This window comes from Salibacter sp., assembly GCF_031581065.1.
Classification (GTDB): Bacteria; Bacteroidota; Bacteroidia; order Flavobacteriales_G; family Salibacteraceae; genus Salibacter.
Window position 1 is genome coordinate 1 of the sequence record NZ_JAVLBN010000005.1, and the last position, 15,270, is coordinate 15,270.

General features: G+C 40.0%; 20 protein-coding genes. 4 read left to right on the forward strand and 16 right to left on the reverse strand.

Translation table 11 applies throughout. The annotated features are described in order from the left end of the window. Window positions 1-255: choice-of-anchor L domain-containing protein (locus RI557_RS02250; protein WP_310681797.1), on the reverse strand; the 255-nt coding region annotated here is incomplete at its 3' end. 57 nt (window positions 256-312) lie between these two features. Between RI557_RS02250 and RI557_RS02255 the strand changes: the two genes are divergently transcribed. Then, window positions 313-1,701, forward strand: coding sequence for a dipeptidase (locus tag RI557_RS02255; RefSeq protein ID WP_310669076.1), 1,389 nt, complete (start codon window positions 313-315; stop codon window positions 1,699-1,701). Then, entirely contained in the window at window positions 1,702-2,193 is a 492-nt protein-coding gene (locus tag RI557_RS02260) for an LEA type 2 family protein (RefSeq protein ID WP_310669077.1), read from the forward strand. Here RI557_RS02260 and RI557_RS02265 read toward each other — a convergent pair. The 3 genes from RI557_RS02265 to RI557_RS02275 all read right to left on the reverse strand — a co-directional run bounded on the left by RI557_RS02265 (window position 2,181) and on the right by RI557_RS02275 (window position 3,410). Further along, window positions 2,181-2,756 (reverse strand): hypothetical protein, encoded by a 576-nt coding sequence (locus RI557_RS02265; RefSeq protein WP_310681799.1) that lies wholly within the window; start codon window positions 2,754-2,756, stop codon window positions 2,181-2,183. The genes RI557_RS02260 and RI557_RS02265 overlap by 13 nt on opposite strands. Window positions 2,757-2,877: 121 nt before the next feature. After that, window positions 2,878-3,132, reverse strand: coding sequence for a type II toxin-antitoxin system RelE/ParE family toxin (locus RI557_RS02270; RefSeq protein WP_310681802.1), 255 nt, complete (start codon window positions 3,130-3,132; stop codon window positions 2,878-2,880). Between the two features lie 35 nt (window positions 3,133-3,167). After that, window positions 3,168-3,410: a hypothetical protein gene (locus tag RI557_RS02275; protein ID WP_310681805.1), complete on the reverse strand. Its 243-nt coding sequence runs from the start codon at window positions 3,408-3,410 to the stop codon at window positions 3,168-3,170. A gap of 132 nt (window positions 3,411-3,542) precedes the next feature. Here RI557_RS02275 and RI557_RS02280 point away from each other — a divergent pair, with 132 nt between their 5' ends. Both RI557_RS02280 and RI557_RS02285 read left to right on the forward strand, forming a co-directional pair. Continuing rightward, window positions 3,543-5,561, forward strand: a complete 2,019-nt coding sequence (locus RI557_RS02280; protein ID WP_310669081.1) for a thioredoxin domain-containing protein — start codon at window positions 3,543-3,545, stop codon at window positions 5,559-5,561. After that, the gene (locus RI557_RS02285; RefSeq protein ID WP_310669082.1) at window positions 5,558-6,406 is read left to right on the forward strand and encodes a hypothetical protein; all 849 of its coding nucleotides are present in this window, start codon (window positions 5,558-5,560) and stop codon (window positions 6,404-6,406) included. The genes RI557_RS02280 and RI557_RS02285 overlap by 4 nt, the downstream gene beginning before the upstream one ends. A gap of 61 nt (window positions 6,407-6,467) precedes the next feature. Here RI557_RS02285 and RI557_RS02290 read toward each other — a convergent pair whose 3' ends face one another. The 12 genes from RI557_RS02290 to cyoE all read right to left on the reverse strand — a co-directional run bounded on the left by RI557_RS02290 (window position 6,468) and on the right by cyoE (window position 15,225). Then, a complete protein-coding gene (locus RI557_RS02290) occupies window positions 6,468-7,241 on the reverse strand; it encodes a hypothetical protein (protein WP_310681807.1) in 774 nt (257 codons plus the stop codon). Then, entirely contained in the window at window positions 7,238-7,405 is a 168-nt protein-coding gene (locus tag RI557_RS11730) for a T9SS type A sorting domain-containing protein (protein WP_409079664.1), read from the reverse strand. The genes RI557_RS02290 and RI557_RS11730 overlap by 4 nt, the downstream gene beginning before the upstream one ends. A gap of 42 nt (window positions 7,406-7,447) precedes the next feature. Beyond that, window positions 7,448-8,128, reverse strand: a complete 681-nt coding sequence (gene tsaB, locus RI557_RS02295; RefSeq protein ID WP_310667373.1) for a tRNA (adenosine(37)-N6)-threonylcarbamoyltransferase complex dimerization subunit type 1 TsaB — start codon at window positions 8,126-8,128, stop codon at window positions 7,448-7,450. After that, entirely contained in the window at window positions 8,125-9,450 is a 1,326-nt protein-coding gene (locus tag RI557_RS02300; protein ID WP_310681810.1) for an efflux RND transporter periplasmic adaptor subunit, read from the reverse strand. Before RI557_RS02300 ends, tsaB begins: the two co-directional genes overlap by 4 nt. Then, window positions 9,450-10,877, reverse strand: coding sequence for a TolC family protein (locus tag RI557_RS02305; protein WP_310681812.1), 1,428 nt, complete (start codon window positions 10,875-10,877; stop codon window positions 9,450-9,452). Before RI557_RS02305 ends, RI557_RS02300 begins: the two co-directional genes overlap by 1 nt. 113 nt (window positions 10,878-10,990) lie before the next feature. After that, window positions 10,991-11,227, reverse strand: a complete 237-nt coding sequence (locus RI557_RS02310) for a hypothetical protein (protein WP_310667376.1) — start codon at window positions 11,225-11,227, stop codon at window positions 10,991-10,993. A 1-nt stretch (window position 11,228) separates the two neighbouring features. Then, window positions 11,229-11,744 (reverse strand): DUF420 domain-containing protein, encoded by a 516-nt coding sequence (locus RI557_RS02315; protein ID WP_310681814.1) that lies wholly within the window; start codon window positions 11,742-11,744, stop codon window positions 11,229-11,231. Then, the gene (locus RI557_RS02320; protein ID WP_310681816.1) at window positions 11,731-12,408 is read right to left on the reverse strand and encodes a hypothetical protein; all 678 of its coding nucleotides are present in this window, start codon (window positions 12,406-12,408) and stop codon (window positions 11,731-11,733) included. Before RI557_RS02320 ends, RI557_RS02315 begins: the two co-directional genes overlap by 14 nt. A 36-nt stretch (window positions 12,409-12,444) precedes the next feature. Continuing rightward, window positions 12,445-12,798, reverse strand: a complete 354-nt coding sequence (locus tag RI557_RS02325) for a cytochrome C oxidase subunit IV family protein (protein WP_310681819.1) — start codon at window positions 12,796-12,798, stop codon at window positions 12,445-12,447. A 20-nt stretch (window positions 12,799-12,818) separates the two neighbouring features. Continuing rightward, window positions 12,819-13,697, reverse strand: coding sequence for a cytochrome c oxidase subunit 3 (locus tag RI557_RS02330; protein ID WP_310667380.1), 879 nt, complete (start codon window positions 13,695-13,697; stop codon window positions 12,819-12,821). 33 nt (window positions 13,698-13,730) lie between these two features. Continuing rightward, on the reverse strand, window positions 13,731-14,324 hold the full coding sequence (locus RI557_RS02335) for a cytochrome c oxidase subunit 3 (protein WP_310681822.1): 594 nt from the start codon (window positions 14,322-14,324) through the stop codon (window positions 13,731-13,733). A 4-nt stretch (window positions 14,325-14,328) separates the two neighbouring features. Beyond that, window positions 14,329-15,225, reverse strand: coding sequence for a heme o synthase (gene cyoE / locus RI557_RS02340; RefSeq protein ID WP_310681825.1), 897 nt, complete (start codon window positions 15,223-15,225; stop codon window positions 14,329-14,331). Between the last annotated feature and the right edge of the window lie 45 nt (window positions 15,226-15,270).

The window sequence follows — 15,270 nt, forward strand, 5'->3', positions numbered from 1 at the left end:
AATTGTACCAGAAGTCATTAACAGCCCACTATCAAGTCCAATATTATTCATTGGCATATTTGAGCCATCAAAAAAACCGCAAGCATTCGTTGCTCCAGTGTAAGTAACATTAGAAACGGTCACACCCTGACCTAAAAGTATATTCTGAACCCAATCCTGAGGCGTAGCATAAGGAGGATTATTATTTACAGTCAACTGACCATAAACATGAGTTACTAAACTAAAAAGTAACGCTAAACTCAATATTCTTCTCATAATTTCTCCTATATCTCTCAAAAAAATAAGACGTTTGTATCCTAAAAGGTTGCCTCTATGAACAATACGTTAAGTTACATTTCTCAAAACAAGGACCGTTTTTTAAACGAATTATTCGATTTATTACGCATACCGAGCGTAAGTACGGACGAAAATTACAAAAATGATGTGATATCGGCTGCTAAAGCTGTGAAAAACAGCTTAGAAAAAGCAGGAGTTGACAAAGCTGAAATTTGTGAAACTAAAGGTCATCCCGTGGTTTATGCTGAAAAGATCATCGATCCGGCTAAGCCTACTGTCGTGGTTTACGGACATTACGATGTTCAACCAGCAGATCCGGTTGAACTTTGGGATACTGATCCATTTGAGCCGGTTATCAAAAAAACGGAAACGCATCCCGAAGGGGCTATTTACGCTCGCGGTGCCTGTGATGACAAAGGCCAAATGTTCATGCACGTAAAGGCGCTCGAAGCAATGATCCAGAATGACGAATTGCCCTGTAATGTCAAGTTCATGATTGAGGGTGAAGAAGAAGTAGGATCACCGAGTTTACCAGAGTTCCTCAACGCCAACAAAGAAAAACTGAGCGGTGATGTCATTTTGATCTCTGACACTTCTATGCTCAGCAAAGAAACTCCTTCCATCACAACAGGGTTGAGAGGAATGAGCTATGTGGAGGTAAAAGTTACTGGTCCGAACCGTGACTTACACTCAGGACTCTATGGCGGTGCAGTTGCCAATCCGATCAATATCTTATCACGCATCATCGCTGACTTGCACGATGAAAATAACCACATCACGATTCCCGGATTCTATGATGATGTTCAGGATTTACCGCAAGAAGAACGCGATGCTATGGCTGATGCTCCGTTTGACATCGAGGAATACAAAAAAGCACTCGGCATAAAAGAAGTATGGGGCGAAAAAGGATATTCTACCCTGGAGAGGCAATCGATCAGACCCACACTTGACATTAACGGAATTTGGGGCGGTTATACAAAGCCGGGAGCAAAGACGATCATTCCATCAGAAGCTCACGCAAAAATATCGATGCGACTCGTACCAAACCAATCTCCTGAGAAAATCACAAAACTGATTGGAGAGCATCTTAACAATATAGCTCCAGATTACGTCACAGTAGATGTCAATTACCTCCACGGTGGAACACCTTATGTTTCTCCAATCGATATGGTAGAATACGAAGCTGCTTCAAAAGCGATGGAACAAACGTTTAACAAAACGCCTATTCCACTGAGATCCGGTGGATCTATTCCAATTGTTGCGTTGTTTGAAGAAACGCTCAAAATGAAAAGCATTCTCCTCGGATTCGGGCTCAACTCAGATGCTATTCACAGCCCCAATGAAAACTACGGAGTTTGGAACTTCAACCGCGGTATTGAAACAATTGTCCACTTTTACGATCAGTACAGCAAACTGAAAAAGTAAATGAAAGCAATCCATTCAAATATTCAGCTCATCGTTGCAATGCTTATCATCAGTGTTGCAACTTTGGGTTGCATGAAGTTCGAAGAGGTTGAAGTTCAAAAGGTGGAAAACTTCAAGATCAAGGATCTGAAAGAAAGTGAACTCTACTTTTCGTTGGATCTGACCGTGATGAACCCCAATAGATCGAGTTTCACGATCACCGGATCTGACCTTGATATTTCGCTCAACGGCAATGAACTGGGCAATACCCAACTCGATCAAAATTTAAAAATTGAGGGCGATAGCAAACAAACGGTGACTGTTCATCTGAAAACAACACTCAAAGAAGCTATTACAGAACAGCTTGGCGGCATGTTCCTGGCTGCTTTAACGGGCGGAATTGAAGTGGGTGTTAAAGGAGAAGTAACGGGAAAATGTTGCTTGTTTCTCAAGAAAAGCTTCCCGGTTGAACACAAAGAAAAAGTAGATTTGAGCAAGTTTCAGTTAAACTGAATATCGCGCACAACATCGTAGCCCAATATTCCGTGGCCTATTTCATAGGTCGCGGTTTTAGCGTAACGAGCTTTTGGATAATTATTGACATCAAAGGTGCGCAAACTGATTTGATCACTCATTTCCCCGTTTTTGAACTCTAATCTCACATTACCATAAGAGAACCCTGATTTCAGCACATTTACAGATTCAACATCATAAGTAACAACTTCACGCTCGGTCAGAACCAAAAAATTCAACGCCAGCAACACAGCTATCAAAATCGGCCCAATTCCCAGGACGTTTACCAGTATGACTTCCAACCGCTCAAGTTGAAATTTATCGCGGTAAATCCTGTAAGGAATAACAAGTAAAAAACAACAGGCAAATAACAAATAACGAGAGATTTCCCACAGAGTAATAATCGTTTGATTTGCCAACCAAACAACTGATCCAAATCCGATGAACAAGCCAATCAACATCAACGTGTGCGACCAGTGCCATTCTCCTTTTCGAATTTGATCTTCAACCGGCTTATTCTGAAAGCTGGCCTTCCTTTTTTTATGTTTTTGAATTTCTTTCAAAGCATTGAAATAGAATACACTTATTTAAAACATCCCTATCTTGTTTTATGTTCTGATTATTGTTTTTGAAAGTGTTTTATGAGCTAAACAAGAAGGATTCATAAACAGCCAGCACTATTTTTTAACCTTTTAAAATCTTTAGTAATTTACTAGGATCTTGACGATTATCCCAAAAAGCTGTTATATAAACAACATTATGTGTTACCTTAAAGAAAATACTAAAGTTACCCAATGAAGCAACTCTCGTATCTTTAAAGTTAGCAGACTTAAATATGAATGGATTATCAGCTATTTGTTTAGTTCGTTGATTAACAAGCTTAATTAACCTTCTTGAATACCTCTTTGATTTATTTCTTTTTACCCAGTATTCAAGCACCCCAACAAACTGAATATCAGCCGTACGTGTCCAAACTATATTTCGTTAAGCCATTGTCTGTTACGCTTATCCATTGCTTCCTGAGAAATCAGACGATCATTTTTGATATCATCATCGCTCATTTGAAGCAATTCTCTTTGCTCATCTGTAAGTTCAATAATATCAGCATCTGTTGAACCGGATGAAACCAACTTATTAAGAGCGATAAGAATATCTTTATTTCTAATAGTTAAGATCTTATCAATTAAATCATTTCGTAATTTATCTACAGTAGCCATATTTCTTCAAATTATGATCAATTTAGATATTTCAAACTAGTTTCACAATATACCACAACACATTTTAAGGAACCTAATATACCTATTTTCGCGTAAAATCTACTTCAATCAACGAACGCAAAAAAGAAAAGCATGGCAAAGCATACAAATGATCTCATCAACGAAAGTAGCCCTTATTTACTCCAGCACGCTCACAATCCGGTCAATTGGAGGCCGTGGAATGATGAAACACTCGAGCTGGCAAAAAAGGAAAACAAGCCTTTGCTCATCAGTATTGGCTACTCCAGTTGTCACTGGTGCCACGTCATGGAACACGAATCATTTGAAGATGAACAGGTAGCCAAAATCATGAACGATAATTTCATTTGCGTGAAAGTAGATCGTGAGGAACACCCTGATGTGGACCACCTCTACATGGATGCTGTTCAGTTAGTGAGCGGACAGGGCGGCTGGCCGCTGAACTGCTTTGCACTCCCCGATTCTCGTCCGTTTTACGGAGGAACTTACTTCCCAAAAGAACACTGGATCAATGTACTTAAAAAGGTTGCAAGTGAATTCGGTCAGAACCATGAGCAACTCGAAGAATTTGCCACAAAGCTAACCCAGGGTGTAAAAGCTGCGGGGATGGTAGAAATGAATCCGGCTGAGCCATTATTTCACAAAGAATCCATCGAGGCGATGGTTCAGCGTTGGCGCGCTAAGTTCGATCCGGTTTGGGGAGGAGAAAAACAAGCTCCCAAATTTCCAATGCCGATTAACTATCAGTTCTTTTTGCATTATGCTTTTTTATCAAAAGACAACGAACTCAAAAAGCACGTTCACAATACACTGAGCAAAATGGCCCAGGGCGGAATTTACGACCAAATTGGCGGTGGTTTTGCCCGCTACTCAGTAGATGAAACCTGGAAAGTTCCGCATTTTGAAAAGATGCTCTACGATAATGGACAATTATTGAGTCTTTTCTCAAAAGCCTGGCTCAGTTTTCAAAACCCAGACTTCAAAAAAGTTATTTATCAAACGGTCGATTTTCTCGAACGCGAAATGTTCGATACAAAAAGCGGAGCCTTCTACTCTGCCCTCGATGCCGATAGTGAAGGCGAGGAAGGAAAGTACTACATCTGGACTGAAGTTGAATTAAAAAAACTATTATCTGCTGAAGAATTCGAGTTTACCAAATCGTACTACAACATCAATGAACGCGGACACTGGGAGGATGGCAACTTCATTTTGCTGCGATCGGGATCTGACCAGGACTTTGCAAATGAACACGGCATTACACTCAAAGATGTTCAGCAAAAGGAAAAGGATCTGAACGAAAAGCTATTAGCTGAAAGAGAAAAACGCGAAAAGCCGGGCTTAGACGATAAGTCTCTGACCTCCTGGAATGCCATGACAACAGCCGGGCTGGTGGATGCTTATACAGCTTTTGACGAAAAACGTTTTCTGGATCTGGCTCTGAAAAACAGTGAGTTTTTAATACATCAATTAAATGATGACGGCAGTTTGTGGCACAGCTATAAAAATGGAAAATCACGCATTATTGGTTATTTAGAAGATTACGCTTTTACCATTGAAGCATTTATCAAATTACACGAAGCCACATTTGAAGAAAACTGGTTACATCTTGCAAAAAAGCTCACGCAATACGCTATGAGTAATTTCCAAAACAAAGAAACCGGCATGTTTTACGTGAACGATTCAAAGGAAAACAACCTGGTTGTTCAAAAAATGGAAACGCAGGATAACGTGATTCCGGCCGGAAACTCTACAATGGCACACAACCTCTACAAGCTGGGAAAACTGCTCGACAACGGAATTTACCGCACAACGGCAGAAACAATGCTCAACAATGTTCAAAATGAAGTTGTCAAATATGGTGGCGCTTACAGCAACTGGGCTCTGTTGATGACTCAGTTTATTTTCCCATTCAACGAGATTGCCATCACGGGAGAAAAAAGTCATGAACTGCGAAACGAAATTACTCAGCACTTTTTACCAAATTGCATCATTACAGGAGGTGAAGGAAAATCTGATCTTCCATTATTGCGCGATCGCCTTGTAGAAGGCAAGTCATTCATCTATGTTTGCCGCGATTTCACATGCAAATTACCAGTAGAAAAAGTAGAAGAAGCACTCGAGCAAATCGGTTGATAACGGCAATCGCTGCATTGTGGTTTACGGCTTTTACGTGTCATGGTCAGATCCAGATGCAATGGGACTCCCTCCATCACTCTGACCGGTTTGAGAATTTCGATCCGCAATTTATCGCTTCCCACGACATCAAAACGATCAGGGCTAAAATCTCACAAAAAGATGAATACTACCCGATCAAGCGGACTGGTGAATCACTGTATTTTAAATTTTACCGAAACGGAAACCTGAAGACCTTTCGCTCTAAAAGGTGGCGATCATCTGACAGCATCCGAATTGACCTCGAATACAACGATCGCAGCCAGTTGATCAAAAAGCGTGAAGTCGATCTTTTTGGTCCGTATATCTATCAATACCAGTACACTCGAAATAAAGTCGATAAGGCGTTCATCACGCGACCCGCAAAATATTACTACGAACCTGAAAAGTATTCCTTTACAAACAAAAAATATGACGATAAAACGTTTCAGCAAATTTCCTATGATGATATGGGAAATCGTGTTTATCGCGTTTTGAAAAAGCGGAATAAAAACGGAGAGCTCATTCTATACATCAAGGACTACTACGCTTCTAAAAAACGCATCGAATACAGTTGGGAGTATCAAAATTCGCGGATTGAAGCCGTTAGTGTAATTGAAACAACCCAGTTAGGTGAGACTAAAACCACTAAATATCAATTCATTTACAAAAACAAAAAAATTGATCAAATTAATATTTTTGAAAATAATGAGTTAATTCGTCATCATGAATATTTATACAAAAAAGGAATTCTAGATGCTCGAATCTCTAAGGAAGAATCCACAAACAGGATTACAATAATCGAGTTCGATTACACTTTTTATTAGAGGCTTCCTGCTAAATTCTATACTAGAATTACTTTATTTGATGGCTATTTTAGCAATAATGTCACTCAACAGCTACTCCCTTAAAGTAATCATGGACATATTCACCTATATCAGGAGGAATGTACGAAAAGTCGACAAAAACAGAATCCCCCTCAGCATAGCCATACGCTTGAAGGCCATGACAATTATGATCTCCAGTACTTACTCTGGCACTAGTAAAGAAAAAATATTTATACCCATAAGAATCTATGGCGCTTGGAACAAATTCACAATAAGGATGGATTCCTACCCACGTTTTATTTGAAGTCATGTAAAAAGTAACCGTATCATTGGGATTACTTTGCCTGATGCCTCTATACTTTTTTTCTTGATAAACTCGCTCACTTGCACTGTAAAAAGTATTGATAACACTATCAACCTGAGGAGCGTTTGGAAAACAAGTTTTATTCGGCTTTTTGTAAACATAGAGCTTGATGGAAACATTTTGATTGGGAGGAAAGCCCTTTCTTCTTACTGTATGGGTTCTCAGTGTTTCAGCTCCCACAATCCATTTTAAGCTGTCGTAACTTTCCTGAACAGGAGTAAATTCAACAAAATGAAAACGATGAGCTGTATCTACTTCAATTAGAGTATCCACTTCCTCAGGTTTTGGAGTCACTATTTGGTGAACTTCAGAAATAGTGAAATCTGCATTGGCTGGTGACTTTGAAAGGCAAGGGTCATAATTATCACAATTAGGATTTTTAGGATCCTGGCACTCAGGCTTGTCTTTCTTACAGCCGACCAGGATAAACAAGCCCATGAGTAAAACAGTTATTTGTTTTTTAAAAATCATATTATGGTTAATTTTTTGATTGTTAGCGAGTTGTTTTTCCCGTCAATAATTTTAACTATGTACATGCCGGGCTTTAATCCCGAAACATCGATTTTCCCATTACTTCTAATTTCATCCTCTATAACTAGCTTGCTCTGTAGGTATAATACACCTAAATTATTCAACCTTTTTAAATAATCAAAATCAAATAGCCTAATAACAAACTTCTAAAACCGCTTTTTGGGTTTTCCGGCTACAAACTCTTTGAGGTAGTAAGGTTCAAAATAAGCTGTATCCTCAAAGGTCTTCTCCTTGTACTTGCGTACTGCTGGTTGAACAATTCCGCGCGAGGTTGATAGAAGATCCTGATGAATTATCACGTTTTCTTTAGCCGCAAACAACTCTTTGGTTTTAGCAGCTCCATTCCCCAAAACATGAATCGTTTTATCTCCTAAATGATCGAGTGAATCCTCCTTTAAAACCAATGATCTCAAGTCATCAATCAGACTACCATTTTGATAAGTTGCCGTGTAAACTTCCATTCTCCTGGCATCGATCATGGGAACGATTAAGTCATCTGTTGAAGCTTGTAAATGAGGATGATTTGCGAGTGCCTCTAACGAGTTGATTCCAATCACAGGAATTTTCATCGCATAAGCCAATCCTTTAACAGTGCTAACACCAATTCTGAGCCCCGTATAAGAACCCGGGCCAATATTGACTGCAATTGCATTCAGATCAGAATAATTGAGGTTTTCCTCTTCTAAAACTTCATTGATCAAATCTCCGAGTTTCTCTGCATGGGAATAACCTTCATTGAGATCGCGGTAACAAAGAACCTGATCATCTCTTGAAACGGAGACTGAACAAATATCAGTAGCAGTATCAATATTCAGGAGTTGTATCATTCTTCCTTCTTGTAAACTTCCATTTTAGATTTAGTCGATACCGCATCACCATCAGTAAGTTCTTTTGAAATAAGAGAATAAGGGCCTGTAACCACTGTTTGACCTTCTTCAAGTCCGCTCCTTATTTCGATAAACTTATTGTCCTGAATCCCTGTCTCAACAAATTTCTTAACTGCTTTTCCATCCTCGATAAGAAAAACACATTCACGAAGTTTATCTTCATCTACTTCATCCAGTTTGAGTTCATATGTTTTTCTCACTTCAGTTGAAGAATCCGGTCTTACTGTTACAGCCTGAATAGGAACGGCCAACACATCTTCTGCTTTATCAGTAAAAATCTCAACTGATGCGTTCATTCCGGGTCTGAAAGGAGACAAATGCGGATTTTCCTGATCTACCAGATCCTCGTATGAATCCCTGAGTATTCGAACTTTCACTTCAAAGACAGTGAGCTGACTACCACTTGATGAAGCTGATTCACTACTCGCATTTGAAATTTCAGTCACAACTCCTTTAAAGGTTCGGTTTGTGTAGGCATCAACTTCAATTTCAGCCTCATCTCCAAGTTTCACGCGAACGATATCGCTTTCATTTACCTCGACATTCACTTCCATTTCGGTCAGATCCGCCACCAACATCATCTTTGTACCCGACATTTGAGCAGTACCTACTACTCGCTCGCCTTGCTCAACCTGTAAACCGGCTACAGTTCCGTCAATTGGTGCCTTGATCGTTGTGCGTTCGAGATTGTCCCTGGCTTCTTTCACACTGGCCTCAGCACTTTTCGCATTGTAGTTTGCTGCCTGGAGTGATTCCTGTGCTGCATTTTTCTCAGCAACAGCAATATCGTAGTCAGCTTTTGTTTGATCGAATTCCTGCTGAGAAATCACCCCATCGTCAAATAATTTCTTTTGTCGGTTGTAGATATTCCTGGCATTGATCAACCTCGCTTTAGCCTGTTCCAGCCGGGCTCTTGAATTAGCTGCATTTGCCAATGAAGAATTCAAAGATGCCTCAGCCCTGTTGACAGCAGCTATGTAAATATCAGGGTTGATCTTGGCGAGTAAATCACCTTTTTTGACTTTTTGCCCTTCTTTTATCGGTAGCTCGATAATTTCACCTGGAACTTCAGGGGAAATATCAACGCTTTTTTCAGGCTGTATTTTTCCGTTAGCGGAAACCTTTTCAATGATATTACGAACCTTAGCTTCCTCAGAAAGAACAGGTTTGCTGTCATCAGTGTTTTGGCTTTTCCAAACTGCCAAAACAATAAGTATTATCAAAATGACTCCGCCTATTATCCAGTATTTTTTCTTTTTCATTATTCAAATGCGATTTGATTTCCCTGGTAAAAGTCGAGAACTTTCAACCTGAACAGGTACTCGTATTTAGCGCGCAATAGATCAGCCTTAGCCTGGGTAAGATTATTTTTTGCAGTGTTGTAATCAACTGCGTTGATCATACCAACATCAAACCTTTTCTCAGAGTAATCAAAAGCAGTCTCGAGAGACTGAACACTTTTCTTAGAAGCCTGGTAACGTTTGAATGAAGCCATTGCATCAGCATAAGCGCGTTCAATATCTTGCGTAACCGTTTGTTTTTCCTGTTTGAGTCTTGTTTGAGCCATGTCGCGCTGAATCTCAGCACGGTTGATGGATGTAAGCGTTGAGAAGTTATTGAAAATAGGAATCGACATAGAAAAACCAACATTCCTATTGAGGTTGTTGTCTAACTGATCAAAAAAGGGCACATCTCTCAACTCCTGATTGAACGTTTGAGTTAGAACAGGTTGATTAGATCCGCTCACATAACCTATTTCTCTTGGACTGCCCGGCTGCACAGAAACAACCTCTGTCCGCAAGCCGGAGTACCCCGTTGCTAATCCGCCTGATAACGAAATTGTTGGACTAAGCATCCCCTTTGCAAGTGAAATTTGCATCTCGGCACTTTCCACTTCTGTTTCTCTCTGTTGAATACTCGGGTAATTATTCAGAGCCGTTTCAATGATCGATTGTGACTGGTTGGGCATTTGGAGTTGATCAGCATCGAAAGTTTCAGGTGAAACGATTTCAAATGGTTCTGACGATGGAATGCGCAACAATTGTTTCAAACTCAAAACGGCCAGGTTCAAGTTATTTTCTCTGTTAATTTTATTGACTTCTTCCTGTGCTAACTGTGCCTCTATGTTGAGCAACTCTCCTTGTGCAACGCTTCCTGCATTGTAGAGTTTTCTGGTACGCTCAGTTTGTTCTCTTGTAATTTCCAGTTGAGATTGGGCAACTTTCAGTTGTTCGCGATTAAACAGTACATCCATGAAAGCGCTTGTGACCTGGAGCGAAATTTCATTTTCGGCCGTTTCAAGAGCCTGCTTGCTCGCCATCACATCAAGTTGGTTTTTCTTGACGTTATTGATGTTTCGCATCCCATTGAAGAGCGTCCAGTTAGCACCAATTCTAAAGTTGTTAGACTGTGTCCAGTCGTTAGCAAACGTGTTGGTGTAAGGGTCAATTGTTTGTCCAAAATTGTATGAATGGGAAGCTTGTCCATTGACACTTGGCAAAAGGTCTCCGTAAGCATTTAGCTGGCCTTGTTCGTTCGATTTCACATTTAGCCTGCTCTGCTCTACCTGGAGGTTATTTTCGATGGCATAATCGATACATTGGCGTAGAGTCCAAACTTTTTCTTCTTGCTGACTAAACGTCAAAAATGAAATTGACGAGAAAAGTAAAATCAGGACAGTTCTTTTCATGTTAAGCTATTTATGACAAAAGTAAATAGCCTTTCATATTACTGATCGTTTTTTTGGGGAATTGCGCTATGAAAATATTACAGGTAAATATTCCTGATAGAAGGGATTGCTATTTATGCAGCCGCTTGTTTGTGATCTTTTGAAAACTTCCTGAATAGGAGTATTCCAACTGCCATAATCATGATGTAAGGAAACCCCATCAAATAGAGAATTCCATTGTTTAGTCCCTGCCCAATGTTACTGTCGTTATTTTCCACAACAGCCCGGCACATTGAGCACTGGGCAATGTTAGGCTCTGACCAAAACAGAGCCAAAACGATAAGAACGGTAAATAGAATTACTTTTTTCATCTCAGTAAAATGGAGCTAAGAAAATATACACCAAAACACCTGTTAAAGTTACATAGAGCCAAATTGGATAAGTAAACCTTACCAGACGCTTGTGTCGCTGAATATTACCTGTGAGACCACGATAATAGGATAACAGGATGAAGGGAAGTGAAATCCCGGCAAGGGCAATATGAGTGATGAGAATAAAGTAAAAAAGCGTTGCGTATTCTCCGGCATATTTGGTATCGCCTGAAAAATAGTGGTTGGTGACATAGGAAAGCAAAAAAATCACACTCAAAGCCATAGCCGTGGTGTTAAAAGCTTTGTGGAGAGCGATATTCTTTCTTTTGACTGCTACGAGTGCGGCAATGAGCAAAAAGAAACACGTCCCGTTAATTACAGCGTTTAACATGGGTAATGCACTGACAAAAGCCGGCTCGTAATCAGCCTGTGGCAATTCGTGTAAAATGATAACAAGGGCATAAACAACAACTGTAAATACCCAAATAAACCTCACAACATTCTTATTCTCCTTCATCCTCTTCCATTTTTACAGGCCTGTACTCCACAAATCGCAATGATTTTATGCCATCCATTAAAGCTTTCGTCTCAACGTATTGCAATCCATCGTAATAACCTCTGATGTGATTATTCTGATCGACAAGTACAATGGTGTTATACCAGTCAATTTCCAGGTTCGATTCAGATTCAATTAACAAACCTTCGAGTGCAAAAGTTTTAGCACTTTCAGATTTTAATAATCTCCAATTTTTGTTATTGGGAGAATAGCCTTCGCGCAAAGCAGTTACAGTAGAATCGTTGAGTGTCTCTCCCAGAAAGAATGTAAGAAGGTCAACCTGTTCTTTGTCGCTGAAGCGTTCAAAAACAGTTTGCATTTGCTCCATCACCCTAAAACCCTCATCATCAGGATGAGCAAATGAAACAACTTTGATTTGCCCCTCTATTGAAGACCAATCAAAACCAGCACCATCAGCAGTTTTACTATCAGGATATGATGGCAGGGAATAATAGATCGTGTCAGGAACACCTTTTTTTATCTCCGAGTTTGGATCGGCTTCTCTGGGACCGTAATAAGGCATTCCGCCAATGTCGTGTTCTCCAGATGATAACACCACATAGAAAAGCGAGGGCATCACCAAAATAGCTAATAGTATGAGACCCTGCTTTGTTTTACGAGACATAGAACTCTAAAGAGTTTAAATGTTGTATAATTTATTTTACGCGCTTGCTTCTACCAGTAGAATGTAGAGCAAGTAAAGGATAAAGAGAGCGTAAGGCGCTAAAATCGCCCATTTCAATGATTTCCTTTCATCGCCAAGGTGCATGAAGATCACAACGATATATCCTGCCTTGAGGAGCGTTAAAATCACATAGCCCAGTTTCACCATCTCCCACGCAGTAGAATTCATTCCTAAAGCAGCTTTAGGTAGTAGAACCCCCATGAGAACTTCAACGATCGTGACAACCGATAAAATGATTGTCACCAAGTAAATATTTTTGCGAATCTTTTTCCCTTCCTCCTCATTGTGGTGGTTGTAAAGGGAATATTCTATAACATCATCTCTTTCCATCGTAATGCGCTTTAAAAACCTTAAACAAGATAAAAGAATGTAAATACGAAAACCCAAACAAGGTCAACAAAGTGCCAGTAAAGACCAGACTTTTCAACCATTTCATAGTGACCTCGTTTATGGTAAACACCCTTGATCACGTTGATTAAAATTACGAGATTCAAAATCACACCACTCAACACGTGAGTACCGTGGAAACCTGTAATAAAGAAGAAGAAATCAGCGTATAATTGGTGACCGTATTCATTTCTTGTAAGACTTGCACCGTGAACAAATTCGGCCGTTGACTTAATAGCCTCAGCATCTTCACCGGTTACTGTTGATCCGATAAACTCGCCATTTTTGATTAATAGTGATTCGTCAGCCTGTATTTCAGCAACTACTCCACTGCCTAAATCAGCAGTAGTTTTTTCACCCCCGCTTGTGACTAACTCTGTAGTAAAACCACTGTTCAATTTATAAACACCATGGTCAGATCCGTGAATAAATGTTGACCACTCCCATGCCTGTGAACCGAGGAAAATAAAACCGCCAACTACTGTGAGAGCCAACCATTTTGTAACACCTTTTTTATCCATCCTGTGACCGGCTTCAACAGCTAACACCATTGTTACAGAACTCACAATGAGAATAAAAGTCATTAACGCAACATAGAGAAGCGGCAAATGAACATCGTGCGGAACAAAAGGGAAGTGATAAAAAATTTGTTCAGTAACAGGCCAAACGGCTTCAAATTTGTGACGAGCAAATCCCAAAGCTCCCAGAAAACCACCAAAGGTTAACGCATCGGAGATGAGGAAAAACCACATCATTAATTTTCCGTAACTTACACTAAATGGGGATCTTCCTCCGCCCCACAATACTTTTGAATCAATTGGTTTTGATGCTTCTGCGGCCATCTTTTTAGATTTCGAGTTGAAGTTGCTGCAATGTTAACGAATAAATAGTAAAAATAACAGTAAATATATCCAGAGAACATCTAAAAAATGCCAGTAAGTTGCTCCCAATGACAATCCGAGATGCTCTTCAGCAGTATATTTTTCCATTAACGAACGAACCAAAAGTACGATTAACACGATGATTCCTGAAATTACGTGAGCCAGGTGAAATCCTGTTAAAACGTATAAAAAAGAGGAAGAAATATTACTTCCTGTGAAGTAATGTCCGTTCTCAACGAGTACTCCGTAGCTGTAAAATTGAGCTACCACAAAGCCTAGCCCAAAAATAAGACTCAGCCCTACAAACTGTTTAACCTGACTGAGATTACCTTTTTTGACAGCTCTTTTTGATAAAATCAAAGCGATGCTGCTCAATAAAATTGAAGCAGTGCTAATAAAAAAGGAATCTGGCAACTCGAATGAAACCCAATCAGAATCAGAATGGCGGATTAAATACGCACTCGTCAAACCGGCAAAAGCCATCAAAATGCCAACCATTCCTACCCAAAGTAAAGGTTTTGCCGACTTCCGCCTCGTTTCCTTCTTCTCCTGATCTTCTATCTCTCCTGCGTATTCTGAATATTCCATCTTGTTAAATTTTATCTAGCCATAAAGCTACTTGTACAACAGGCAGATAAACAAATGAGGCAAACATTAGTTTTGTCGCTGCTTTATCATCAACTGTTTTGTAAAGTTTGAAAGCGTAATAGGCGTAATAAGCGCCTAAAATTATCGCGATGATAGCTGATACAACTCCGGTTACACCAAAATAAAACGGCAGTAAGCTGATTGGTATCAGGAACATTGCATAGACGAAAGCTTGCATTGCTGACGACTTGTCTTTTCCGCCAGGAGACGGAAGTAGATGAAAGCCTGCTCTGCGATAATCATCATCAGCTTTCCATGCGATGGCCCAAAAATGCGGGAATTGCCAAACAAATTGTATTGCGAATAAGATTCCGGGGATTAACCCAAACTGGCCCGTCTCGGCAATGTAGCCTAACATTGGCGGAATAGCTCCGGGAAATGCTCCAACAAAAACAGCAAATGATGTTTTCCTCTTGAGAGGGGTGTAAATTCCGGCATAAAGTATGAGTGCAAGCGCACCTAAGAGCCCGCTCAACGGATTTAAGACAAACCACAATAAGCTAATTCCTACTGCTCCCATGATGAGAGAAAGCCAAAGACCTTCGTTGATCGTCATCTTTCCTGTGGGTAAAGGTCTGTTTTTGGTCCTCGACATGAGTTTATCGAGATCTTTTTCAATGATTTGATTGAAGCCGTTTGATGCCCCTGTCACTAAAAAGCCACCGATAACGAGAGCTGTGAATTTGCCCCAGTTGATTGCATCAGCTGCAAAAAAATAACTGACTGAAGCTGAAAAAACGACTAACGATGCCAACCTGAATTTCGTAAAGGCTACGTATGCTGACGCTTTTTCGCTTAGTACGGCTCTGACCGAAAGTGTATTTGAATTTGTTTGACTCACTACTAAAATTGTGGTGCAAAAATAAGCCGCGCATTTAAGCGGGCA